The organism is Alishewanella sp. WH16-1, assembly GCF_001441695.1.
Classification (GTDB): Bacteria; Pseudomonadota; Gammaproteobacteria; order Enterobacterales; family Alteromonadaceae; genus Alishewanella; species Alishewanella agri.
The window spans coordinates 102,187-125,291 of sequence record NZ_LCWL01000101.1 but is presented as its reverse complement, the minus strand read 5'-3'; the positions used below and the strand labels follow the sequence as shown (position 1 = coordinate 125,291).

Sequence of the window (23,105 nt, the reverse complement as noted above, 5' to 3'; positions counted from 1 at the left end):
GAATTGAACAACCTTGTGCTGCCACAAAAATTCTCCGTTGCTCCGATGCTGGATTGGACAGATCGGCATTGTCGTTATTTCCATCGTTTGATGAGTAAACACGCGGTGTTGTATACCGAAATGGTCACCACGGGTGCCATTATCCATGGCAAAGGCGACTATCTGAGCTTTAGCCAGCAGGAGCAGCCACTGGTACTGCAACTGGGGGGCTCTGAGCCGGCTGAACTGGCTCATTGCGCCAAGCTGGCTGAGCAGCGTGGTTACGATGCGTTGAATCTTAACGTTGGCTGCCCGTCAGATCGGGTACAAAACGGTATGTTTGGCGCCTGCCTGATGGCCAGACCACAGCTGGTCGCTGATAGTGTAAAAGCAATGCAGGATGTGGTCAGTATCCCGGTCAGTGTCAAAACCCGCATTGGTATTGATGATTCTGACGAGTATCAGTTTTTGCAGGATTTTGTTGCTACTGTTGCTGAAGCCGGTTGCCAGCAGTTTGTAATCCACGCGCGTAAAGCCTGGTTAAAGGGCTTGAGTCCGAAAGAAAACCGCGAAATCCCGCCACTTAATTATGATCGGGTGTATCAGCTTAAACGTGACTTTCCGCAGCTGGATATCAGCATTAATGGTGGTATTAAAACGCTGACAGACGCACAACAGCATTTACAGCAACTGGATGGTGTGATGATAGGCCGGGAAGCTTACACCAACCCCTATCTGCTAAGTCAGGTTGATGCGCTGTTGTACCAAGATCATTGGGCCGTGCCAAGCCAGCATCAACTGGTACGCTTGATGGTACCCTATATTCAGCAGCAGATGCAGCAAGGGGCGCGTTTTTGGCACATCGCCCGCCATATGCTGGGCTTATTTCAGGGCATGCCGGGTGCCCGGCAATGGCGACGTTTGTTGAGTGAGCAAGGACATTTGGCGAGCGCTGAGCCTGAGCTGTTGTTGCAGGCGCTGGCATTGGTACCAGAACCTGGCTAGAATAGCATCATCATTGCGAATAAAACAAAAAAGTAGTCAATTTGACTACTTTTTTGTTTTATTCGGTGAGGTGGTTTTTTCTGGGGTCGTCAGATTTTTTGATTGTCATTAAATAACAATAAGTTAAGTCTATTTTGCTAGCTGGCACGCAGCTTGAATTCAGTAATGCAGCAGTACCGAACCACTGAACTGAATTTGCAGGAGCAACACCATGCGTAACTTAACTACAGTAGCCTTTATTTCGATCCTCGGTTTAAGCAGTACTGAGTTATTAGCGGACACCAAGCAGGAGCTGACGATTCAGCTCACAGTGCAGCAGTACCATTTACAGCAACAGTTGGCCAGCGAAGTGCAACAACACGCTGAGCAATCAATGAAACTTACCGTAACGGCACTGATGAATCAGCAGCCGGACCAGGTGAGTGACATTCAGCTGGCTCAACACAGCAAGGCGGCAACCGTACAGCAGGGTGCTGAATAAATGTTGGGCATGTTTGATTTCACCTTATTACTGATTTATCTGCTGCCTTTACTGGGGCTACTGTTAGGTGCAGTGCCAGCCATGTTAGTCTGGTATGGCTACAAACACGGCCAACCAGCCTGGTTTGCTGCACTCTGGCAACAGCTTTGGCCGGTTTTACGCTGTCGGTTCAGCGGATTTGGTGTAAGATAGCCTTGCTTATCAGTAATACAGGAGCGAGCAATGCTAAGAGGTCTGATAATTTCGGGTCTGTTGTGGTTTGCACAGAGCACCGGCGTTCAGGCTGCCGATGTGCGGCTGGTACAGGGCGAAATCCGCTTGCCAATGCCCGGTCGCACGGTTACGGCAGGCTATGTCAGTATTCAGAATCAAAGCCCGCAAATGCAGGAGTTAGTCGCTGCCAGTAGCCCGCTGTTTCAGCGGATAGAGCTGCACACCCATATAGAACAAAATGGCATGATGCGCATGGTTGAGGTTGAAGGGATCGAACTTGAACCCGGTGCCACTCTGCAAATGCAACCCGGAGGGCTGCATTTGATGCTATTTGAGCCGAAGCAGTCGCTGGCTTTAGGTGAGAAGGTACCCATTCAATTACGTTTTACCAGTGGCAGTGTGCTGCAACTGGAATTACCTGTTACTGCTATGCCAATCCGATAGGACGATTCAGATGAACAAAACCACTATAGCGGCTGTTTCTGCACTGTTACTGCTGATCTTACTTTGGTTATGCGGCTGGTGGGTTAGCCGTGAACCGGATTTAGTAATCGAAGAGGTTCAGCAGGGCATGCAGCAGGAAGATGGGAGTCGGGTTGTTGGTTACAGTACAACCACCGCACTTATTCGCGTTACAGAAACCTTATTACAAAAGCGGGGTGGCTATCTGGCTAACGACGTGCTGCCCCCATTTAGCCTGCTAGACAATATGCCGGCCTGGGAATTTGGTGTGCTGGAGATGTCACGCGATCTGGCACTGGCACTGCGCAAAGATCTCAGTCGTTCGCAGTCACAATCTGCCGAAAATGCCTTCTTGCGTATTGCGCAGCCGCAATTAAATATTGACCATCGCAGCTGGGTGTTGCCCAGTGCCGAGTCAGAATATCGCAAAGCGATCGGACAATTATATTTATATCGCAACGGCCTGGCCGATCCGAAACAAACTGATAGCCAGTTTTACGCCCGGGCGGATAACTTACGTGACTGGTTGAAAAATGTAGAAAAACGTCTCGGCAGCTACTCGCAGCGTTTAAGTGCCAGTGTCGGCCAGGAGCGGTTTAATACCGATCTGGCAGGCGATGTCGCCGCGCGTCAGTCAACCGAAGCACCAGACCGGCGCTATGTCAAAACCAGCTGGTGGCAGATTGACGACGAATTTTATGAGGCTCGGGGTGCAACCTGGGCGCTGTTACATTTTTTAAAGGCAGTGGAAATTGATTTTGCCGAAGTACTGCAGCGGCGCAATGCCATGGTCAGTCTGCAACAGATTATCCGGGAGCTGGAAGCTGCCCAGCAACCTATTCACAGCCCGATGGTGCTGAACGGCAGTGGTTTTGGGGTGCTGGCGAATCATAGCCTGGTCATGGCAAATTATATCTCCCGCGCTAATGCCGCCTTAATAGATTTATCTGAATTATTACAACAAGGATAGTAGATGAAAAAAGCGTCTTTTTTAGTACTGGCTGCATTGTTAGGCCAGGCAGCGCCAGCCGCAGCCGATACGGTGTTAGGTATTCACGCCGGTGTTGATTACTGGGCAACCGAGAGTGAGGGTGGGGTTGCGAACAGCAGTAACCTGCAGTCATTCAGTTTCGACGATCGTGCAGCGCAAAGTTATTTTCTTGCGCTGGAGCATCTGGTACCGGTATTGCCGAATGTTAGATTGCAACATCAAAACCTGAAAAGTCGTGGTGACACCACATTAGCGGCTGATTTTCGTTTTGCTGATGTCGACTTTGCAGTGGGTAGTCAATTACAAACTGAGCTGGATTTGACTCATACCGATTATATTCTGTATTACGAACTGCTGGACAATGCGCTGGTTGAGCTGGATCTTGGTGTTGCAGCTAAGCATCTGCAGGGCGAGGTGGGGATCCAGGCTCAGAGCCGTCGTGCGTTGCAGGATGTTAGCCAATGGCTACCCTTACTCTACCTTGATGCTAAAGTTGGGTTACCGGGTACAGGGCTCGATGTGTTTGCCAGTGGCCAGGCTACCCGTTTTCAGGACAGTCATTATTACGATGTACAAGCCGGTATTGGTTATCAGTTGATTGATAATCTGTTGGTGGATGTAAGGCTCAAGCTGGGTTACCGGGCGATCGATATGCAACTTGATGATCTGGATAACCTCTATGCCGAATTAAAATTTAATGGTGTTTTTGCCGGGATAGCCGTGCACTTTTAATCCTGGCCAGCGCCACTTGAGCCTGGGGTACTTTAGACATATAGTGGGCTCCTGTTTTTTTGGCAATGAGCACTATTTTGACTGCTTTTTTTCGTTATCTGCTGCCGTGTTATCTGATAGCTGCTTTGTCACTATTGCTGGCAGCATTTTTTTGGCAGCAACATCAGCAGCAACAGGTATTAAAAGCGCAACTGCAACAATATGCCGATACAGTGCAACTAAGCTTACAGCCAGCCCTGGGCTCTTTAAATTCGGATCAGTTAAGCCAACGGCTGGCAGAATTGCAGTTTAGAGCCGTATTTCCGGTTGCTACCCTGGCGCTATATCAGGCCGATGGGCAATTGCTGGCGGTAGCCGGTGCCGAACAACCATTACCGGCAGCGGATCAGTTAATGATCTTCGGGCAGAGACGACTGCAAAAAATTAATGGGCGCTGGTTGGCGTTGCAAGCAATAAAATCTCAGGCCTTACCTTTCGAGCAATTTGGTAGTGCTAACAACTTAGATCTTCAACTGCTGATTATTCCTGAGCCTCAGCCCTGGCAGTGGCGACAGCATTGGCCGGTATTGTTGGCATTGTTCTGGTTATCCATGTTGCTTTGGTTAGCAGTACTCGTGCTTCGGCAGCAAAAACACATCCAACAAAAGCAGTTAGCATCTATTGAACAGCAATTACTTGCGCCGGATGCTGAGTTAGACAACTCGTCGAGTTTGAGTCCGACTTTGCACCTGGTGTTACAACAACATTGTACTCAGCTCGCAGAGTTACAGCAGCAGTTACAAATCAGTACCGAACAGGCTGCACAAGCGGCTGATGAGACAGCGCACTGGCAAGCTTTACACAGCGCCAAGCTACAACGGCAACAACAACAACGACAATGTGTGAACCGCTGGCTACTACAAGCTCAGCTTTTGTGGCAACGGCAAGAGCAACTCTCTCCAGCTTTGTTCAGTGCTTTATTAAATCTGCAACAGCATTATGCCCGCTATCAGTTTGGTAGTGTTGAAACCCAGCCCGAGTCTTTGCAACTAGCCAGTTGGTTGCAGCAAGCGTTACCTGCATTGAACAGTCTGCTGCCGGATGGCTCTTCTTTAGATTGGTTGGAGGGGAGTGACAACCTGACAGCGACGCTAAGTATTGATCCTGAGCAATTATTTCTGCTGCTGCAAGCGATGCTTGCCTTGGGGCTGCGCTCAGAAGCTGGTCGCCGGCTGCAGTTTAGAGTGGTGTTGGATTGCTCTGCACCCACGACACTGCGCTTACAGTTGAATTGTGATGGTAACGGATTACCCCGGCATCTAAGCCGTCAATTAGCTGAGGGTAAGCTTACGGACCTGCAATGGCGGGATGCCGACATTGCGTTATTACAGCTGTTATCGCAAAAAGTGCAGGCCGAGTGCAAAGTCGAATCCCTTGATGGCCTTGGCCTTAGCCTGAATGTTAACTGGCCGTTGTCATGTGAACCCTTAGCGTCGGAAAATTTGCCGGGTAACGTATTGTTATTTGATGCCGATCCGGAGCGACTTAGTGAACGTCTGGCCGCACTGAGCGGTTACACCTTGCAACTTTCGAGCTGTAATAGTTTGTCCGAACTACAACAACGGTTGGTGGAACAGAGCTATCAGCTGCTGATTCTGATGTTACCGGGGCAAATACCCGGAGCAGAATGGCAGCGGTTTTTACAGCAATTAGCCATGCCTTTTGTCGCTTATGCACCGCCTCTGAGTTTCAACCAGTGGCAACAATTAGTGCCCTGTCGGCCAAGTGCTGAATTTTGTTTGGCGGCGGTGCCACAATTGTTTAATGAAGCTACCCGTTTTAGCCGGAAAAAGTTATTAGTCGTGGATGACAATGAAACCAATCAGGCATTTATCAACGTATTAATTCAGCAGCGATTAGTTGAGTTATATGCGGCACATTCAGCTGAGCAGGCGCTAAGTATGTGTCAGCAAATGCAATTCGATTTAATTTTGTTGGATATACAATTGCCGGACTTACCAGGTACCGAGGTGGCAAAGCAGTTACGTCAAATGCAGGATTACTGCGACATCCCGATTCTGGCATTTACTGCTCATGCGCTACCGGCAGAAATCGCCGCATTTAAAAGTGCTGGCATGAACGATATAGTATTAAAACCGTTAGACCCATGTAAGTTTGATGCGCTGCTGAGCAGTTATCGATTATATTAACAGCAAGGGTCGCTGAAAATTAACGCAAGGCGGGATTTCTTTTTTCGCAAGGAAGCGGGTATATTAGATACAGGACAACACAAGGTTCAGCCAATGACGCCAAAAGAAACAGATGAAGGATTTCTGTTTTTAGCAGAAGACGACAGTACTCAGCTCCCAAGCCAGACTCCGATTGGTGCCTGGGCTATTTTGATTGTCGACGATGATCAGGAAATTCATACCGTTACTAAGCTGGCGCTAAATGATCTTATTGTGCTGGGAAAACGGTTAGAGTTTCATCATGCCTATTCTGGTCAGCAAGCCATAGATTTTTTGCGTAAACACGCCGATACCGCCTTGGTGCTGCTGGATGTGGTGATGGAAACCGATAATGCCGGTCTGCAAGTGGTGAAGCGGATCCGAGATGAGCTGCAGTTAGATGAGCTGCGTATTATCTTGCGCACTGGACAGCCCGGCTACGCCCCGGAAGAAAGTGTCATTAAAGAATATGATATTAATGACTACAAAACCAAAACTGAGCTAACCCGCAGTAAGCTGGTTACCACCATCATTTCTTCGATCCGTTCTTACCAACAAATTAAAACCATTAATCAAAACCGCCGCGGTTTGCAGAAAATAATCAAAGCGGGTGCCAACCTGCTCGAGCAACATTCGCTGCATGAATTTTCAGAAGGCGTTGTCACGCAGATCTCATCGCTAATTGGCTTGCATGCTGAAGGCGTACTTTGCGCCCAGATTGAAGATGATGGCACGGCCAGCGATAAAATTTATGTACTCGGTGCGGCGGGTAACTATGCGCCCTTTATCAAATGTCAGTTAGAACGGTTAGATAATAAACGGATTGTTGAACAAATTAATCTGTGTCTGAAAACCCGGCAGCATATTTTTGCCGACAGTGACACCGTATTGTATTTAGGTAACGATAAGCACAATGCCGCCGTCTACATTGAAACTAACCGGCCGATTGAAGAAGCGGATAAGCAGCTGATCGAAGTCTTTCTTAGTAACATCTCAGTTGGCTATGAAAACGTCGCGCTTTTTCAGCAGTTGAAACATGCGGCCTATATTGACCCACTGACCAAAACGCCAAACCGCAACGAATTTATTCAGATCCTGCAGGATACCCGGCGCTTTGAACCTGAGCATATGGTGGCGGTGTTAGTCGATATCGACCATTTCTCTGACGTGAACGATGGTCTGGGTCAGGATGTCGGTAACGAGTTATTAATTGCGATTACGCTACGTTTAATTGAACACTTTGGCGCCAGTTCGCAACTGGGGCGAATTGGCGCTGATGTGTTTGCGCTGGTCGGCCCGGAACAAGAACTAACACCGGACAAACTGACGGCGGTGTTTGCGCAACCATTTCAGGCGTCAGAACACAGCTTACAGGTGAATGCCACCTTTGGTATTTGCCGGTTACGCGATGCCGCTGAACAGGGCATGGTGATTATGAAGCAGGTCTATATTGCGCTTAACAAAGCGAAAAAGACCGTTGGCTCGCATCACCAGTATTATGAACCGACAATGGAAGAAGAGGTGACTGAGCGTTTAACCATGCTCAGAATGCTGCGGGCTGACTTTGCCCTGGATAAATTAGAGCTGTGGTATCAGCCGCAGTTGTGTTTGAAAACCAAAAAAGTCGTCGGTATGGAAGCCCTGTTACGCTGGCCACATCAACCCGGACAATACATTTCACCCGCAGTTTTTATTCCGCTGGCGGAATATTCCGGCTTAATCGTTGATATTGGTCTTTGGGTGCTGGAGCAGGCTTGCAAGCAACTACAGCAGTTGTCCAGCCTCGGTTGTGGCGCTTTGCGTATTGCGGTTAATGTGTCGATGCCACAGTTTCGCTCACCACAGTTTGTACCGGCAGTCATTGAAATAGTCGAACGGTATCAGGTCAAGCCACAGCTGCTGGAGTTGGAAATTACCGAGTCCGTGGTGATGGATGAGCCAAGAATCGTCATTGATGCGCTGGAGGCGTTAAAGCGCTTTGGTATCAAAGTGGCAATTGATGACTTTGGTATCGGCTTCTCATCACTCAGTTATTTACAGCAGTTACCGCTCGACCGCATTAAAGTTGACCGCGCCTTTGTTAATACTGTTGCGACCGAAGGTGGCGGCTTAATTGCAGCAACTATTGTCAGCTTGGGCAAACGAATTGGCCTATCGACCATCGCGGAAGGGGTGGAAACCGAGGCTCAGCTGCAAGCGATTCTGGCAATGGGCTGCGATGAAGTGCAAGGTTATTTGTTTGCTAAACCGATGCCGGCACCGCAGTTGATTGAGTATCTGCGACAAAATCAGAGCGGTTGTATTCAGTTCTGAGCACTGTAGCAGGATAAAAATAAAAAACCGGAGCGCGCTCCGGTTTTTTGTCTCAATTTCGATAACAGCGGTTTACTTTTTCGCCCGCTCGAAAGAGGTCATAATTTCAGCTTTCGCGGCGGCGGCGTCGGCCCAACCGGTGACTTTAACCCACTTACCTGGCTCCAGTTCTTTGTAACGCTCAAAGAAATGCTGGATTTGCTTTTTCAGCAGCTCAGGCACATCGTTGATATCCTGAATATGGTCATACAGTTTGGTCAGCTTGCTGACCGGTACGGCAATAACCTTGGCATCCTGACCAGACTCATCTTCCATATTCAGTACGCCAACCGGCCGACATTTAATCACGGCGCCTGGTACCAGTGGGTAAGGCGTTGGTACCAGTACGTCAACCGGGTCACCATCCAAAGACAAAGTCTGGTTCACAAAGCCGTAGTTGCACGGATAGAACATGGGGGTGGCCATAAAGCGGTCTACCCAGACGGTACCGGTGTCTTTATCCACTTCGTATTTGATTGGATCGGCATTGGCCGGAATTTCAATAATTACGTTAATTTCATCCGGCAGATTTTTGCCAGCTGCTACATCGCTTAAGCTCATTGCTGTGTCCTCTGAGTAATTTACTGCCGCCATTATAATGACGGCCGTAAAAATGGCTATTGATAATTAGTCTGATATTACCGGAGCAGTGCTATTTCTGTGGTAATTGACACAGGTTTCCACTTCGTGCTTCGACCCTAAAATCACTGCCACCCGTTGATGGATATCAGTTGGAATGATCTCCATAATGCGTTGATAGCCAGTGGAGCTGGCACCGCCAGCCTGTTCTACCAGAAAGCTCATCGGGTTAGCTTCGTACATCAGGCGTAATTTATCTGGCTTGGCCGGATCTTTACAATCACTCGGGTAGGCAAAGATGCCGCCACGACAGAGTACCCGGTGTACATCGCCGACCATAGCGGCAATCCAGCGCATATTGTAGTTTTTACCGCGCACCCCTTCTTTACCTTTCAGTAAATCGGCGATGTAACTTTGCATCGGTGCCTGCCAGTAGCGCTGATTTGACATATTGATAGCAAACTCGGCGGTATATTTCGGGATAGTGGCCCGCTCTTCGGTTAACAGGAAGCCGCCATAGGTTTTATCCAGGGTGTAAAGGCGGGTGCCTTTGCCGGTGGTCAGCGCCAGCATCGTTGATGGGCCATACAGCACATAGCCGGCGGCCAGCTGTGCCGTTCCCGGCTGTAAAAACTGGCTGGCATCACTGGCGTCCTTGTGTGGATCGGCCGGTAAAATCGAGAAAATAGTGCCGATCAGGCTATTGATATCGGTATTGGAGGACCCATCTAAAGGGTCAAAGGTCACCAGATAGCGACCATGTGGATTACCCGGTACGATATTATCCTCTTCTTCCGAGCTGATGGCCTTTACCACGCCGGTTTCCAGGATCACTTCTTTTAGTAATTCGTTCGCGATCACATCCAGTTTTTTCTGGGTTTCGCCCTGCACATTTTCTGACAGAGTTGAGCCCAGTACACCGGCCAGTTCGCCCTGACTAACGCGAAAGGCGATTTCCCGGCAGGCCGCCAGGATAGTTTTTAACAACGAGATCAGATCCGGATCCACGCCATCTTGTTGCAGTACGGGTGAGATGCGACGCATTATAGTAGGTCCTTGTTATATTTTCGGGTAAGACAGAGTCAGACCGATTAAGCTTTCGTCCGGTACAAGTGGCGAAATCTCATTCAGTCTGGGTTATTTTAAAGAATTTATTCTTAAATTGCAGTTTTGATCGCAGCTTATTCTGCATTTGCTACAATAAGCCCCTGCTTAACAGAGAAGTACATTATGCATATTCATATTCTGGGGATTTGCGGCACCTTTATGGGCGGTATCGCAGCCCTGGCCAAAGCCCTTGGCCATCAGGTCACAGGTTCCGATCAACAGGTTTACCCGCCGATGAGCACTCAGCTGGAACAGCTGGGCATCAGTCTGACCCCGGGTTATGACCCCGCACAGCTGGAACCCGCCCCGGATCTGGTGATTATCGGTAATGCCTTATCGCGCGGTAATCCGGCCGTTGAATATGTGCTGGAACATAACCTGCCTTACACCTCAGGCCCACAGTGGTTATCCGAACAGTTACTGCAGCAGCGCTGGGTACTGGCCGTTTCCGGCACCCATGGTAAAACCAGCACCGCCAGTATGTTGGCCTGGATCTTAGACTATGCCGGTCTTAAGCCGGGTTTTCTGATTGGCGGTGTACCGCAAAATTTCGGCCTTTCTGCCCGCTTAGGTGAGGCGCCGTTCTTTGTGATTGAAGCCGACGAATATGATACGGCATTTTTTGATAAGCGCTCCAAATTTGTGCATTACCGGCCGCGTACACTGGTGATCAACAACCTTGAGTATGATCATGCGGATATCTTCCCGGATCTGGCGGCGATCCAGCGGCAGTTTCATCATTTGTTGCGCACCGTGCCGGCTTCGGGGTTGGTGTTATCTCCGGAAGCGACGCCTGCTGTCGCCGAGACGCTGGCTATGGGCTGCTGGAGCCAACGTGAAGCCTATGGCAGTGACTGGCAGGCCGAATTGTTAACGCCGGATGGCAGTCAGTTTGCGCTATATTGGCAACAGCAACAGGTGGCGCGGGTAAACTGGTCGCTCAGTGGCCAGCACAATGTTGATAATGCGGTAATGGCGATTGCTGCCGCGCGTCATGCCGGGGTCCCGGTTGGTGTTGCAGCCGAGGCCTTAGCCAGCTTCGTGGCACCAAAACGGCGGATGGAGCTAAAAGGCTCTCCACAAGGTATTGCGATCTATGACGATTTTGCCCATCACCCCACCGCGATTGCTACTACGCTACAAGGCTTGCGGGCGAAAGTGGGCCAGGCGCGGATTATCGCCGTATTAGAGCCGCGCTCCAATACTATGCGTCTCGGTGTGCATCAGGCCGCCTTGCCGCAGGCGCTGTTAACGGCAGATCAGGTATTTTTATATGAACCGCGCAATGCCGGCTGGTCGATGGCCGAGCTGGCCGCGCGGCTCTCGATGCCGGCCAGTGTTTGTTATGACATCGCTGAGCTGAAAGCCAGCATTCTGGCGCTGGTGCAGCCAGGCGATCAGATAGTAATAATGAGCAATGGCGCCTTTGGCGGCATTCATCAACAACTACTGGAGGCGCTGAGTTAAGCGTGGCCAGTCGATAGGAAAGCCAATGATAACCAGTAAAGAGATTACTCTGGCCTTTAGCGGTGCCTCGGGTGCGCCCTACGGTTTACGTTTGTTACAGGTATTGTTAGCGCAGGGTATTAAAGTGCATCTGCTGATGTCCAGTGCGGCGCGGGTGGTGTTTGCCACTGAGCAGCAATTGCAGTTAAGTGCTGCGCCGGAGAAATGCGCGCAGCAGCTGGAACAGTACCTGCAAGCGGCGCCCGGCCTGTTAAAGGTTTATGGTAAGGACGATTGGTTTTCGCCGGTCGCTTCCGGCTCGGCGGCGCCGAAACAGATGGTGGTTTGCCCCTGTTCTACCGGTAGTCTGTCGGCTATCGCGCAGGGCGCCAGTGATAACCTGCTGGAACGTGCCGCTGATGTGGTGATTAAGGAAGGTGGCAAGCTAATACTGGTGCTGCGGGAAAGCCCACTCAGTGCCATTCATCTGGAAAATATGCTGAAGCTGGCCCGCCTTGGCGTCTGTATTATGCCGGCCGCGCCCGGTTTTTATCATCAGCCACAGCAAATCAGTGATTTGGTCGACTTTATGGTGGCCCGGGTATTGGACCAGTTGGGCTTTGCGCAACAGTTAGTGGGGCGCTGGGGCTATGACGCGCGACAACAGCAAGCAGGAGAATAGCGTGACGCTGGCACTGGACATTAAAGACTTACATAAAATCTATCGTAGCGGCACAGTCGCACTCAGTGGTATCGATTTACAGGTACAGCAGGGCGATTTTTTTGCGTTGCTGGGGCCAAATGGTGCCGGTAAAAGTACCACCATCGGTATTATCAGTGCGCTGGTCAATAAAAGCCGCGGGCAAGTTAAGGTATTTGGCTTTGACCTGGATACCGAGCTGGAAGCGGCAAAAAGTCAGCTTGGCCTGGTGCCGCAGGAATTTAACTTTAATCAGTTTGAAACCTTGCTGCAAATCGTGGTCAATCAGGCCGGCTATTATGGCGTACCGCGTGCCGTGGCCTTACAGCGTGCTGAGAAATATTTAGGCCAGCTGGGGTTATGGGAAAAACGTCATGCCCGGGCCCGTGAGTTGTCGGGTGGCATGAAGCGGCGGCTAATGATTGCCCGGGCGCTGATGCATGAGCCAAGGTTGCTGATCCTCGATGAGCCGACGGCCGGGGTCGATATTGAGCTGCGGCGCTCAATGTGGGAGTTTTTACGCACGATCAATCAGCAGGGCGTGACGATTATCCTGACTACCCATTACCTGGAAGAAGCCGAGATGCTGTGTCGTAATATCGCCATTATTGATAAAGGGCAGATCATTGAGAACACCAGTATGAAAGCCTTGTTATCCAAGCTGGGTAAAGAAACCTTTATTCTGGATCTGGACCAAGTGCCGGAGAGCCTGCAGTTGGCTGACTTTGTCTGGCGGAAGTTAGATCAACACAGTGTGGAAGTGGATGTGGAGAAAAGTGCCGGCTTAAACCCGATCTTCGAGCAACTTAGTGCGCAGCAGGTAAAGGTATTATCAATGCGCAATAAAGCCAACCGGCTGGAAGAACTCTTTGTTAATCTGGTTGAGCATGGCCGGGGGCAAACGAAATGAATGGCCGTTATCTGATAGCGCTACAAAGTATTCTAACCAAAGAAATTACCCGCTTTATGCGCATTTGGGTGCAAACCCTGGTGCCGCCGGCCATTACCATGAGCCTGTATTTTGTCATTTTCGGTAGCCTGATTGGCTCGCGGATCGGCGAGATGAACGGCTTTAGTTATATGGAATTTATTGTTCCCGGCCTGATTATGATGTCGGTTATTACCAACTCCTACGCCAATGTGGCCTCGTCGTTTTTTAGCGCCAAGTTCCAGCGTAATGTCGAAGAGCTGCTGGTAGCGCCGGTACCCAACTATATTATAGTGCTCGGTTATGTCGGTGGTGGCATGGCGCGCGGTATCTTAGTCGGCTTAATCGTTACGGTGTTGTCGTTATTCTTTGTCACCATCAGTATCCATAATCTGGCGATTATTATCTTAACCGTGGTCTTGACCTCGATGTTGTTCGCACTGGGTGGCCTGATCAATGCCGTCTATGCCAAAACCTTTGACGATATCAGCATTATTCCAACCTTTGTGTTAACGCCCTTAACTTACCTGGGCGGTGTCTTCTACTCACTGACCTTGTTGCCCGGATTCTGGCAGCAACTGGCGCAACTGAATCCGATTGTCTATATGGTGAATGCCTTCCGTTTTGGCTTTTTGGGTTATAGCGATGTCAATTTATGGCTGGCGCTGGCGGTAGTAGTAGGGTTTATTCTGGTGTTATTCAGCTATGCAATGTATTTGATCAATAAAGGTATTGGCTTACGCAGTTAGCGGCAATACAACACGGAATTCAGAAAGTTGCAGACATTTTTAAGTGGTTGCAGTACAGTTGAACGCTTTGCTGCGTATAAACGCTGACAGAGTTACAGCAGGTAACGACAGGCATGAACGACATCATTAAACGCCAGGCCACGGCTTCCGAAGAAGCACTGTGGCGTATTTTTACGATCCCGGAAGCGCCGGATTCGACACTCAGTATTATCGAACAAAACCTGTCGCAGAATCTGGCCGGCTTTTTAAATGAAAGTATCGTAGCGGTGGAAAAGCCGTTATGGCAGATTGAGCGGGATTTTCAGGCGTTCCAGATCCCGGAGCAGCCGTCCTTTGTTTCTGATTATACCGATACCATTATGCAAAAACTGGTGGCGCACTCAGTGCATACTGCAGCACCCAGTTTTATTGGTCATATGACGTCGGCCTTACCCTATTTTGTGCTGCCGCTGTCGAAAATGATGGTGGGTTTAAATCAGAACCTGGTAAAAATCGAGACCTCAAAAGCCTTTACCCCGCTGGAGCGGCAGGTATTGGGCATGATGCATCATCTGGTGTATGGCGAAAAAGACGGCTTCTATAAAAAGTGGATGCACAGCGCTAATCATTCGCTGGGTGCCTTTTGCTCCGGTGGTACCATTGCCAATATCACTGCGCTGTGGATTGCCCGCAACCGCTTATTAAAACCGGACGGTGACTTTAAAGGTATCGCCAAAGAAGGCTTGTTCCGCGCGATGCAGCATTATGGTTATCAGGGGTTGGCGATAGTGGTGTCAGAACGTGGTCACTATTCGCTGGGTAAGGCCGCAGATGTGTTGGGTATCGGCCGTGATATGGTGGTGTCGGTCAAAACGGACGCCAATAACAAGGTGGACACTGCCGAAATGCGCCGGGTACTGGCCGACCTTGCGGAGCGTAATATTAAAGTGCTAGCCATTGTCGGCGTTGCCGGCGCCACGGAAACCGGCAATATCGACCCGTTAAATGAGCTTGCCGATCTGGCCGAGCAACAACAATGCCATTTCCATGTTGACGCCGCCTGGGGCGGTGCGACCTTATTGTCAGCTAAGTACCGGCATTTACTAGCGGGTATTGAGCGTGCAGACTCTGTGACCATCGACGCCCATAAGCAGATGTACGTACCGATGGGCGCCGGTATGGTGGTATTTAAACACCCGTCGACGGCGAACGTGATTGAACATCATGCCGAATATATTTTGCGTAAAGGCTCGAAAGATCTGGGCAGCCAGACGCTGGAGGGCTCAAGACCCGGTATGGCGATGCTGGTGCATGCCTGCTTACAGGTGATTGGTCGCCAGGGTTATCAGATCCTGATCGACCGCAGTCTGGAAAAGGCCCGCTACTTTGCCACCCTGATTAGCCATAATATCGACTTTGAACTGATTACCGAGCCGGAGCTGTGTATTCTGACCTACCGCTATGTGCCGGCGCAGGTGCAAAAAGCGATGGCCAGTGCCAGCCCGGAGCAGCTGCTGCGCTTTAACGAACTGCTTAACGGCCTGACCAAGTTTATTCAGAAGCGGCAACGCGAAGAAGGTAAATCTTTCGTCTCCCGCACCCGGCTAACACCCGCCCGCTATCAGCGGCAGGAAACCATAGTGTTTCGGGTGGTATTGGCCAATCCGCTGACCACAGAGCAGATTTTGCGTGATGTGTTAGTGGAGCAGGATCAGCTGGCTCAGCAGGATAAAGAGTTTTATCCTAAGCTATTACAACTGGCGGCGCAGCAACTGCACGGCTAGTTCGCGCTTTGAGAATAGGGAGTTTAGGATGGCAAAATTCTGGTTAGTCCTGCTGTTGCTGCTTAGCGGCTGTCAGCAGGCATATTACTCGACGATGGAAAAGGTCGGTGTTCATAAAAGAGATATTCTGGTCGATCGCGTAGAAAATGCCCAGAAATCACAACGTGAGGCGCAGCAGCAATTCAGTTCGGCGCTGGAGCAGTTTTCAGCGCTGGTCAAATATGATGGTGGCGATTTACAGCGGCAGTATAAACTGACTCAGGCGGAATACGATGCCTGTGAAAAGTCAGCTCTGGATGTGAAAAACCGTATCGATGCCATTGAGCAGGTCGCCGAAGCGCTATTTAAAGAGTGGCAGCAGGAGCTAAAAGAATATAGTAATCAGAGCCTGAAGCGTGATAGCGAACGCAAACTTAGCCAAACCCGCCGCCAGTACCATAGCTTGTTAGTGACCATGCGTCAGGCCGAAGCAACGATGCAACCGGTGTTATCGTCATTAAAAGATAATGCGCTGTATTTAAAGCATAATCTGAATGCCCAGGCGATTGGCGCCCTGAAAGGCGAATTTGGCAGTATCGAACGTGATATCAGCCGTTTACTGACCGAGATGAATAAAGCCATTGCCGAGTCAGAGCGTTTTTTAACCACCCTTAAGCAATAATCCCGCTATAAACGATAGCAACAGCACTAAGCAGGCTGGCCAGGCCGTAACAGAATATTTTGGCCAGCCGGCCTTGCGCCAGCTTTAAATCATGCAAACCATGATGTACACGGTGCATGGCATGAAATAGCGGTAAACAAATGGCTGCGCCAGCGAAAGCCAGACCCGGTAAGCCCCAAAAACTCTGTAACAGTTGCTGAACCCAGCTATAACTGAAAGCCGCTTCTGGCAATAATCCGAGTGGGTAGAGCAGGCTCAGGGTTAATACCAGACCCGGAATCACCATTGCAAAGCAGACGCCGCCGGCACTAAATAAGGCCCACCAGATCGGTTCATCTGAGCGTTTTGGCTGATTCATCCGATAGCTCCAAATAACCAGAGTAACAATAGTGCGACCGCAATGGTACCGAGCCACTGGCCGGCAATCATCAGTGGTGCCGGCAGTAGCGGCATCACCCGTGGGAACAGTTCAAAAAAGGTTTTAGCATGATATAAGCTGGCCAGCAGCACCAGTGCATTCAGCGCTATCACCCAGGGCTGCGCCATAAACGCCAGCCAGCTTTGATACTGACTTTCTCCCTGACTCAGGCTGTAAAGCCCCGCCAGCAGGCAGCCACAGAAGAACAGTAACGGCAACACAGTGGCTTCGCGCAGCATATAGCGCAGAAAAAAGCTATGTTTTAGCCACCAGCTGCGAGAGAGCGGTTGCAGATAGGGGCGGCGGGCGCCGGCAGAGTCTGGCATAGAGCCTCCTAAGGTTTAAAGATGCTGATCAGCATATCGGTAGCCGAGGCAACTTTGCCCTGATTGACGGCCGCTGCCGGATCCAGCTGCTTCGGACAGACATCGGCACAAAAGCCGACAAAGGTGCAGGCCCAGACGCCGTTTTTGCCATTTAGCTGCGGCATGCGCTGTGCTTTGCCTTGATCGCGACTATCGAGGTTATAGCGCTGCGCGGTGACAATAGCCGCTGGCCCCAGAAATTCCGGATTAAGGCCAAACTGCGGACAGGCGGCATAGCACAGGCCACAGTTAATACAGCTGGAGAATTTCTGGTACTTTTTCAGCTGCGCCGGCGTTTGCCGGTGCGGCTCAGAGTTTTTACTATCATTAATCAGATAAGGTTTGACCGCTTGCAGATGGTCTAAAAACACCGCCATATCGCTGATCAGATCTTTCTCAATCGGGAAATGGTCCAGTGCGCTAATCGTCAGTTCAGCCGGATAATCGCGTAAAAAGGTTTTACAGCCTAGTTTCGGGATCTTATTCACCATCACGCCGCAAGAACCGCAAATCGCCATCCGGCAGGACCAGCGAAAGGCCAGCGTCGGATCCAATTGCTGCTGAATATACAGCAGTGCATCCAGCACCGAGGTGCTGTGGTCGAAGGGTACCTGATAGCGCTTTGCGCTGGGTGCCTGATCTTGCTCGGGATTATAGCGCTGAATAATAATCGTTTTCTCCATGCTCAGGCTCCTTGCTTAGCGGCAGCACCGTAGACGCGGGCTGCCGGTGGCAGGCTGGTGATCCTAACCGGTTGGTAACGCAGCGCAACACTGCCATCCGCCGCCCGGTAAGCCAGGGTATGCTGTAAAAAATCCTGATCATTACGCTGGGTCATACCCGGATCCAGCCGTTGGTGCGCGCCGCGCGATTCTGTGCGTGCCAGCGCGCTTTCACAGAGTGTCAGTGCCACCTCCAGGCCGAAACTCAGCTCCAGATACTGGATCAACTCAGTGTTAAACACCTTGCTGTGGTCGCTGATTTTCAGCCCGGCCAGCTGTTGTTGTAACGAAACCAGGGTAGCGCGGCATTGCTGCATACCCTGTTCATCACGATAGATACCACAACCTTGCTCCATCGCTAGTGTCATCGCCTTACGCAGGCTGGCGATACTCTGTTGCGGTTTACTACCGAACAAACTGGCCAGTCGCCGTTGTTGCGTTTGCGCCTGCTCTGTCGCTGCTGTTGAGTGGCTACGCGGCATCGGCGGCAGGCTTTGCGCGGCATGCTCGCCGGCGGCTTTACCAAATACCAGTAATTCGGTCAGTGAATTTGACCCCAGCCGGTTAGCGCCATGTAAACCCACCGAAGCGCATTCACCGACAGCATATAAACCGCTGATACGGGTTTCGCCGTGCAGCTCAGTCAGAATGCCGCCCATGGTATAGTGCACTGCCGGACGAATGGGGATCGGTTGTTGTACCGGATCGATATTGACGTAAGAACGCGACAGTTCACAGATAAAGGGCAGCCGCTCGGCCAGTTTCTGCGCCCCCAGATGGCGTAAATCCAGATAGACGACAGCATGCCCCTGATAGTCACCGGTAAGGCCGGCTTGTTGTTGCTGCCAAAACGCCTGCGATAGTTTGTCGCGCGGTCCCAGCTCCATATATTTGTTCTTTGGTTGTCCCAGCGGGGTTTCCGGGCCCAGGCCATAATCCTGCAGGTAACGGTAACCGTCTTTATTCAGCAGAATCCCGCCTTCACCGCGGGCGGCTTCGGTGATCAGAATGCCGGAGCCGGGTAAGCCGGTGGGGTGGTATTGCACAAACTCCATATCCCGTAGCGCCACGCCATGCCGGTACGCCAGCGCCATACCATCACCGGTGACGATGCCACCATTGGTATTGTAGTGAAACAGCCGGCCAGCGCCGCCGGTAGCCAGAATCACTTTCGGCGCCAGGATCTGGAATAGCTCACCGCTATTCAGTTGTAGCGCCAGTACCCCCAGCACCTGCTGTTCACTGACTAATAAGTCCAGCACAAAGTACTCATCCAGCCGCTGGATGGCCGGATATTGCAGCGAGGTTTGAAACAGCGTATGCAAAATATGAAAGCCGGTTTTATCGGCGGCAAACCAGGTGCGTTCGGTTTTCATGCCGCCAAAGCGCCGCACCTGAATACTGCCGTCGGCTTTACGGCTCCATGGACAGCCCCAGTGTTCCAGTTGCACCAGCTCCTGATAAGCGGCTTTAACAAAATGTTCCACCACCAGCTGGTCGGCCAGCCAGTCGCTGCCGGCAACGGTATCCTGAAAATGCGCATCCAGGCTATCCTCAGCCAGCGTGACGGCCGCCGCGCCACCCTCGGCTGCAACCGTATGCGAGCGCATCGGATAGACTTTGGATAGCAGACTAATGCGGGCATCCGGTCTGATCTGTGCCGCAGCAATAGCCGCGCGCAAGCCAGCACCACCGCCGCCGACCACAATAATATCCGTTGTTAAAACCTGCATCCTGCCTCCGTGATTAATTGCCGCTGGCGGCCCAGTACAGACCGGCACTGAGTAGTAAGGGATAAAGATGGCACAGCAGCACATTCAGGCCAAGGTAAGGTGCCAGCTCGCGTGGTTTATCTGCCAGCCGGAAAATGCCCGGCAGAATTTTCAGCAGCAGCGGCAAACTGAGTAAGCCAAGTAAGCTTTGCCAGGGCAGCGCGCCCAGGGCAACACCAAGCAGCAGTAACAGATAGCTGGCAGCGGCCAGCAGACTATAAACACTGGCACTGTGACGGCGGCCAATGACAATCGGCAAATGCCGGCGTCCGACCTGCCTGTCGGCTTCGACATCCGGAAACTGATTTAGCAGTAACAGGTTGGAGACCAGCAAACTGATAATGGTGGCCAACAGCCAGGCCGCCATGCTGACTTGCTGTGCAAATACCCAAAACGCGCCCAGCGTCATCAGTAAACCAAAGCCAATGCCCGGCGCCAGCAGGCAGGCCAGAGGTGAGCGGTTCAGATATTGGGTATAGGCGTAAATAATCAGCACACCCGGAATACCAATCAGCAGCAGTTGCCAGCCATGCAATAAGGTGAGGTAAAGTCCGCCGGCGATCAGTAATGCTAAGCTGATCACGGCAATCGCCAATGCAGCGTAACTGGCAGCCGGATTAGCCACCAGAGTGCCGCTACCACCGCTAAAGGGCGTGCGCTCGGTCAGAAAATCCAGACCGGACTTAAAATCAAAATATTCATTAAAGGCATTGACGCTGATATGGGCACAGAGCGCCAGCAAGGTCACCAATAACAGGGTTGGCCAGCCAGGTGAGGCGCCGGCTTGCCAACTGGCGGTGACAGCCAGCAGGATGCAGACCAAGGTCAGAGTTAGAAAATTTGCCCGGCTGACGCCTAGCAGGGTGTTAAGCACTGATCTGCTCTCCATTCACGCCATTCTAAGGAGCAGCATAGCGGGTTTTGGGCGGAAAAACTTTGATCTCAGCGGTCTTTTCTACCAAAGACCGAGTTGCTGGCGCGCTTCTCCTGGCCAAAGAGCCAGTACCGGGTGCTGCAAGCCGGGCACCATTGGCTGTAAATCAGCGACAAACTGGCGGCATAAGGCCGGTGCGCCATGATTATCCGGAGTATGAAAGTAGCAGTAGGGAGTTTTACCGGCCTGCAGCCAGTCGGCGACTTTGCGTAACCAGGGTTGATAATAATGCTGGTTGATGCTGGCATCATCACAGCCGATAAAGCGGATCACCGGTTGGGCGCTCAGACAGATCGCATGTACCGGTAGCCGGGGCTTTTTTTGCTGCGCATCCAATAGCGCCGGACTGCGGGCCAGCACACTAAACAGAGCCCGGCTATCGAGCACCACCCGTTCGCATTGATACTGCTGTAGTAAGCGGTTTAAGCGGATTTCGTGTACGGCTTTATCGAAGAAGGCCGGATGCCGCACTTCAACGCACAACTGGTAATGCGGGCGCAGGGTGATAAGTTGCTGTTCCAGCCAGGGCAAAGCATGCGGGCCGGTACTGGCCGGCAGTTGTAAATGCAGCATGCCAAGCTTATCGCCCAACACGCTGAGCGTCTTTAACCAGGCCAGGATATCATCTGCTTGTGTCGTCGCACTGTTATGCGAAAATCGTGACGGCAGCTTTAACTGCAGCCGGAAGTCAGCAGGTAAGGTCGCCGCCCAGCGCTCGAGGGTGGCGCTGTCCGGATCGGCATAAAAGCTGGTATTGCCCTCGACGCTGTTAAACACGGTGGCGTAATGGGCGAGAAAGTCGCTGCTGCTGGTGCCTTGCGGGTACAGGCTGCCACGCCAGTGTGGATTAGCCCACAGCGGGCAGCCCAGGTAGAGCATTTACACTTCCAGATTATCGATCAGCCGGGTGCTACCCAGTTTGGCTGCCGCCAGGATCACTTTTGGCTCATTAGCGTCATTGGCCAGGGCTAAGGTCTGACGATGGCTGATATTCAGATAATCCGGGATAAAACCAGCCGCCTGTAACGCCGCTTTGGCGTCTTGCTCCAGCTCGCGGTAGGGGGCGGCAGCAGCCAGGATCTGTTGTTTTAGTTGCTGCAGGATCTGATATAACGCCGGTGCCTTGGCACGTTCCTCTGCCGTCAGATAACCGTTACGAGAGCTGAGTGCCAGACCATCAGCGGCGCGCTCAGTCGGCACCCCGATAATCTCAATCGGAAACGACAGGTCCGCCACCATCTGGCGGATAATCGCCAGTTGCTGATAGTCTTTCTGACCAAAACAGGCGACATCCGGTTGTACCAGATTAAACAGTTTCGCCACCACAGTGCTGACACCGCGGAAATGACCGGCCCGGCTGGCGCCACAGTGTAAATCGCCCAGTTTCGGTACTTCGACAAAGCTTTGTACGTCCAGCCCGCGCGGATACATGATGGCCGGCGTGGGCGTGAACAAGGCGGCGCAGCCATGTGCAGTCAGGCCTTGCATATCTGCCGCCAGGGTACGCGGATACTTATCCAGATCTTCGTTCTGACCAAATTGCATCGGATTAACGAAGATGCTGGCAATCACCACATCGGCATGTTGGCGGGCGATATCAACCAGCCGGAAATGCCCGGCGTGCAGATTGCCCATGGTTGGCACAAAGCCAATGCGTTTACCGGCTAAGCGCCAGTCGCGGATTTGCGCCCGTAGCGCGGAGATCGATTCCAGGTGCTGCATTATTGAAAACTGTGCTCTTTTGCCGGGAAAATGCCGGCTTTCACTTCACTGACGTAGGTTGTTATGGCGCTACGGATGTCACCGGTTTGCGCCAGATAATTTTTGGAAAACTTCGGGATATAGCCACTGCTGATGCCAAGTAAATCATGCATCACCAGTACCTGGCCATCGGTGACGTTGCCGGCACCAATACCGATCACCGGAATGGTCAGCGCCTGAGTAATGCGCTCGGCCAGCGGCTGTGGAATACATTCCATCACCAGCAGTTGCGCACCGGCTTCCTGCAGCGCCAGCGCTTGCCGGACCATGGCATCGGCTTTTTCCGCGGTTTTACCCTGCACTTTAAAGCCACCAAACAAGTGGACGGATTGTGGCGTTAAGCCTAAATGACCACACACCGGCACGCCGCGCTCAGTCAGGGCTTTAATGGTGGGCAGTAAAAAGTCACCGCCTTCTAATTTCACCATATTGGCACCGGCCTGCATCAGCGGCGTCGCATTCTGCATCGCCTGCTCCGGCGTGGCATAGCTCATAAAGGGCATATCGGCAATCACAAAGGCATCGGGGGCACCGGCGCGCACCGCGCGGGTGTGATAAGCGATATCGGCGGTGGTAACGGGTAGTGTATCGCTATGGCCCTGCAGTACCATGCCCAGCGAGTCGCCAATTAGCAGCACGTCGACGCCTTGTTCGGCAAAGAGTTTGGCGAAGCTGGCATCATAAGCCGTTAACATGGTGATTTTGTCGCCTTGCTGCTTCATTTTTTGCAGTACGGCAGTGGTAATTTTAGCCATCTTGATCAATTCCGACAGTGAGT

24 protein-coding genes are annotated in these 23,105 nt (G+C 51.6%); 14 read left to right on the top strand and 10 right to left on the bottom strand.

Going from position 1 to position 23,105, the window contains the following annotated elements; translation table 11 throughout:
- Positions 1-3: 3 nt before the first annotated feature.
- The 8 genes from dusA to AAY72_RS10545 all read left to right on the top strand — a co-directional run bounded on the left by dusA (position 4) and on the right by AAY72_RS10545 (position 8,383).
- Positions 4-984 carry a tRNA dihydrouridine(20/20a) synthase DusA gene (dusA, locus tag AAY72_RS10580; RefSeq protein WP_082628985.1) on the top strand — a complete coding sequence of 327 codons (981 nt, stop codon included), beginning with the start codon at positions 4-6 and terminating at the stop codon, positions 982-984.
- 211 nt (positions 985-1,195) lie between these two features.
- Positions 1,196-1,465 carry a hypothetical protein gene (locus AAY72_RS10575; RefSeq protein ID WP_057787393.1) on the top strand — a complete coding sequence of 90 codons (270 nt, stop codon included), beginning with the start codon at positions 1,196-1,198 and terminating at the stop codon, positions 1,463-1,465.
- Entirely contained in the window at positions 1,466-1,657 is a 192-nt protein-coding gene (locus AAY72_RS10570) for a hypothetical protein (RefSeq protein ID WP_057787391.1), read from the top strand. It begins immediately after the preceding gene.
- 30 nt (positions 1,658-1,687) lie between these two features.
- Positions 1,688-2,122, top strand: a complete 435-nt coding sequence (locus AAY72_RS10565; protein ID WP_057787389.1) for a copper chaperone PCu(A)C — start codon at positions 1,688-1,690, stop codon at positions 2,120-2,122.
- A 10-nt stretch (positions 2,123-2,132) separates the two neighbouring features.
- Complete coding sequence (locus AAY72_RS10560) at positions 2,133-3,110, top strand: DUF2333 family protein (RefSeq protein ID WP_057787387.1); 978 nt, start codon at positions 2,133-2,135, stop codon at positions 3,108-3,110.
- 3 nt (positions 3,111-3,113) lie between these two features.
- On the top strand, positions 3,114-3,863 hold the full coding sequence (locus tag AAY72_RS10555; RefSeq protein WP_057787385.1) for a TIGR04219 family outer membrane beta-barrel protein: 750 nt from the start codon (positions 3,114-3,116) through the stop codon (positions 3,861-3,863).
- 77 nt (positions 3,864-3,940) lie between these two features.
- A complete protein-coding gene (locus tag AAY72_RS10550) occupies positions 3,941-6,052 on the top strand; it encodes a response regulator (protein WP_197408403.1) in 2,112 nt (703 codons plus the stop codon).
- Positions 6,053-6,145: 93 nt separating this feature from the next.
- A complete protein-coding gene (locus AAY72_RS10545) occupies positions 6,146-8,383 on the top strand; it encodes an EAL domain-containing protein (RefSeq protein ID WP_057787381.1) in 2,238 nt (745 codons plus the stop codon).
- Positions 8,384-8,455: 72 nt separating this feature from the next.
- On the opposite strand, the gene ppa is transcribed toward AAY72_RS10545, so the two are convergent.
- Positions 8,456-8,983 carry an inorganic diphosphatase gene (gene ppa / locus AAY72_RS10540; protein WP_008607132.1) on the bottom strand — a complete coding sequence of 176 codons (528 nt, stop codon included), beginning with the start codon at positions 8,981-8,983 and terminating at the stop codon, positions 8,456-8,458.
- A gap of 66 nt (positions 8,984-9,049) precedes the next feature.
- Positions 9,050-10,045, bottom strand: coding sequence for a class 1 fructose-bisphosphatase (locus AAY72_RS10535; protein WP_057787380.1), 996 nt, complete (start codon positions 10,043-10,045; stop codon positions 9,050-9,052).
- Positions 10,046-10,231: 186 nt separating this feature from the next.
- On the opposite strand from AAY72_RS10535, the gene mpl reads away from it, so the two are divergent.
- The 6 genes from mpl to AAY72_RS10505 all read left to right on the top strand — a co-directional run bounded on the left by mpl (position 10,232) and on the right by AAY72_RS10505 (position 16,355).
- Positions 10,232-11,575 carry a UDP-N-acetylmuramate:L-alanyl-gamma-D-glutamyl-meso-diaminopimelate ligase gene (gene mpl / locus AAY72_RS10530; RefSeq protein ID WP_008984441.1) on the top strand — a complete coding sequence of 448 codons (1,344 nt, stop codon included), beginning with the start codon at positions 10,232-10,234 and terminating at the stop codon, positions 11,573-11,575.
- A gap of 25 nt (positions 11,576-11,600) precedes the next feature.
- The gene (locus AAY72_RS10525; RefSeq protein ID WP_057787378.1) at positions 11,601-12,236 is read left to right on the top strand and encodes a flavin prenyltransferase UbiX; all 636 of its coding nucleotides are present in this window, start codon (positions 11,601-11,603) and stop codon (positions 12,234-12,236) included.
- Positions 12,205-13,164, top strand: coding sequence for an ABC transporter ATP-binding protein (locus AAY72_RS10520; RefSeq protein WP_197408402.1), 960 nt, complete (start codon positions 12,205-12,207; stop codon positions 13,162-13,164). The genes AAY72_RS10525 and AAY72_RS10520 overlap by 32 nt, the downstream gene beginning before the upstream one ends.
- Positions 13,161-13,931, top strand: coding sequence for an ABC transporter permease (locus tag AAY72_RS10515; RefSeq protein ID WP_008607141.1), 771 nt, complete (start codon positions 13,161-13,163; stop codon positions 13,929-13,931). The genes AAY72_RS10520 and AAY72_RS10515 overlap by 4 nt, the downstream gene beginning before the upstream one ends.
- 113 nt (positions 13,932-14,044) lie before the next feature.
- Positions 14,045-15,694, top strand: a complete 1,650-nt coding sequence (panP, locus tag AAY72_RS10510; RefSeq protein WP_008607143.1) for a pyridoxal-dependent aspartate 1-decarboxylase PanP — start codon at positions 14,045-14,047, stop codon at positions 15,692-15,694.
- A 28-nt stretch (positions 15,695-15,722) separates the two neighbouring features.
- A complete protein-coding gene (locus AAY72_RS10505) occupies positions 15,723-16,355 on the top strand; it encodes a DUF2959 domain-containing protein (protein WP_057787374.1) in 633 nt (210 codons plus the stop codon).
- Here AAY72_RS10505 and frdD read toward each other — a convergent pair.
- The 8 genes from frdD to panB all read right to left on the bottom strand — a co-directional run bounded on the left by frdD (position 16,345) and on the right by panB (position 23,082).
- On the bottom strand, positions 16,345-16,713 hold the full coding sequence (gene frdD / locus AAY72_RS10500; RefSeq protein WP_057787372.1) for a fumarate reductase subunit FrdD: 369 nt from the start codon (positions 16,711-16,713) through the stop codon (positions 16,345-16,347). The genes AAY72_RS10505 and frdD overlap by 11 nt on opposite strands.
- Positions 16,710-17,099 (bottom strand): fumarate reductase, encoded by a 390-nt coding sequence (locus tag AAY72_RS10495; RefSeq protein ID WP_057787370.1) that lies wholly within the window; start codon positions 17,097-17,099, stop codon positions 16,710-16,712. Before AAY72_RS10495 ends, frdD begins: the two co-directional genes overlap by 4 nt.
- 8 nt (positions 17,100-17,107) lie before the next feature.
- On the bottom strand, positions 17,108-17,821 hold the full coding sequence (locus tag AAY72_RS10490) for a succinate dehydrogenase/fumarate reductase iron-sulfur subunit (RefSeq protein ID WP_057787368.1): 714 nt from the start codon (positions 17,819-17,821) through the stop codon (positions 17,108-17,110).
- A 2-nt stretch (positions 17,822-17,823) separates the two neighbouring features.
- On the bottom strand, positions 17,824-19,593 hold the full coding sequence (gene frdA / locus AAY72_RS10485) for a fumarate reductase (quinol) flavoprotein subunit (RefSeq protein ID WP_057787366.1): 1,770 nt from the start codon (positions 19,591-19,593) through the stop codon (positions 17,824-17,826).
- 13 nt (positions 19,594-19,606) lie between these two features.
- Positions 19,607-20,521 carry a prenyltransferase gene (locus tag AAY72_RS10480; protein WP_231728950.1) on the bottom strand — a complete coding sequence of 305 codons (915 nt, stop codon included), beginning with the start codon at positions 20,519-20,521 and terminating at the stop codon, positions 19,607-19,609.
- Between the two features lie 66 nt (positions 20,522-20,587).
- Entirely contained in the window at positions 20,588-21,445 is an 858-nt protein-coding gene (locus AAY72_RS10475) for a DUF72 domain-containing protein (RefSeq protein WP_057787362.1), read from the bottom strand.
- Positions 21,446-22,288: a pantoate--beta-alanine ligase gene (gene panC / locus AAY72_RS10470; RefSeq protein WP_057787360.1), complete on the bottom strand. Its 843-nt coding sequence runs from the start codon at positions 22,286-22,288 to the stop codon at positions 21,446-21,448. It lies immediately after the preceding gene.
- Positions 22,288-23,082: a 3-methyl-2-oxobutanoate hydroxymethyltransferase gene (gene panB / locus AAY72_RS10465; protein ID WP_057787358.1), complete on the bottom strand. Its 795-nt coding sequence runs from the start codon at positions 23,080-23,082 to the stop codon at positions 22,288-22,290. The genes panC and panB overlap by 1 nt, the downstream gene beginning before the upstream one ends.
- Positions 23,083-23,105 lie beyond the last annotated feature (23 nt).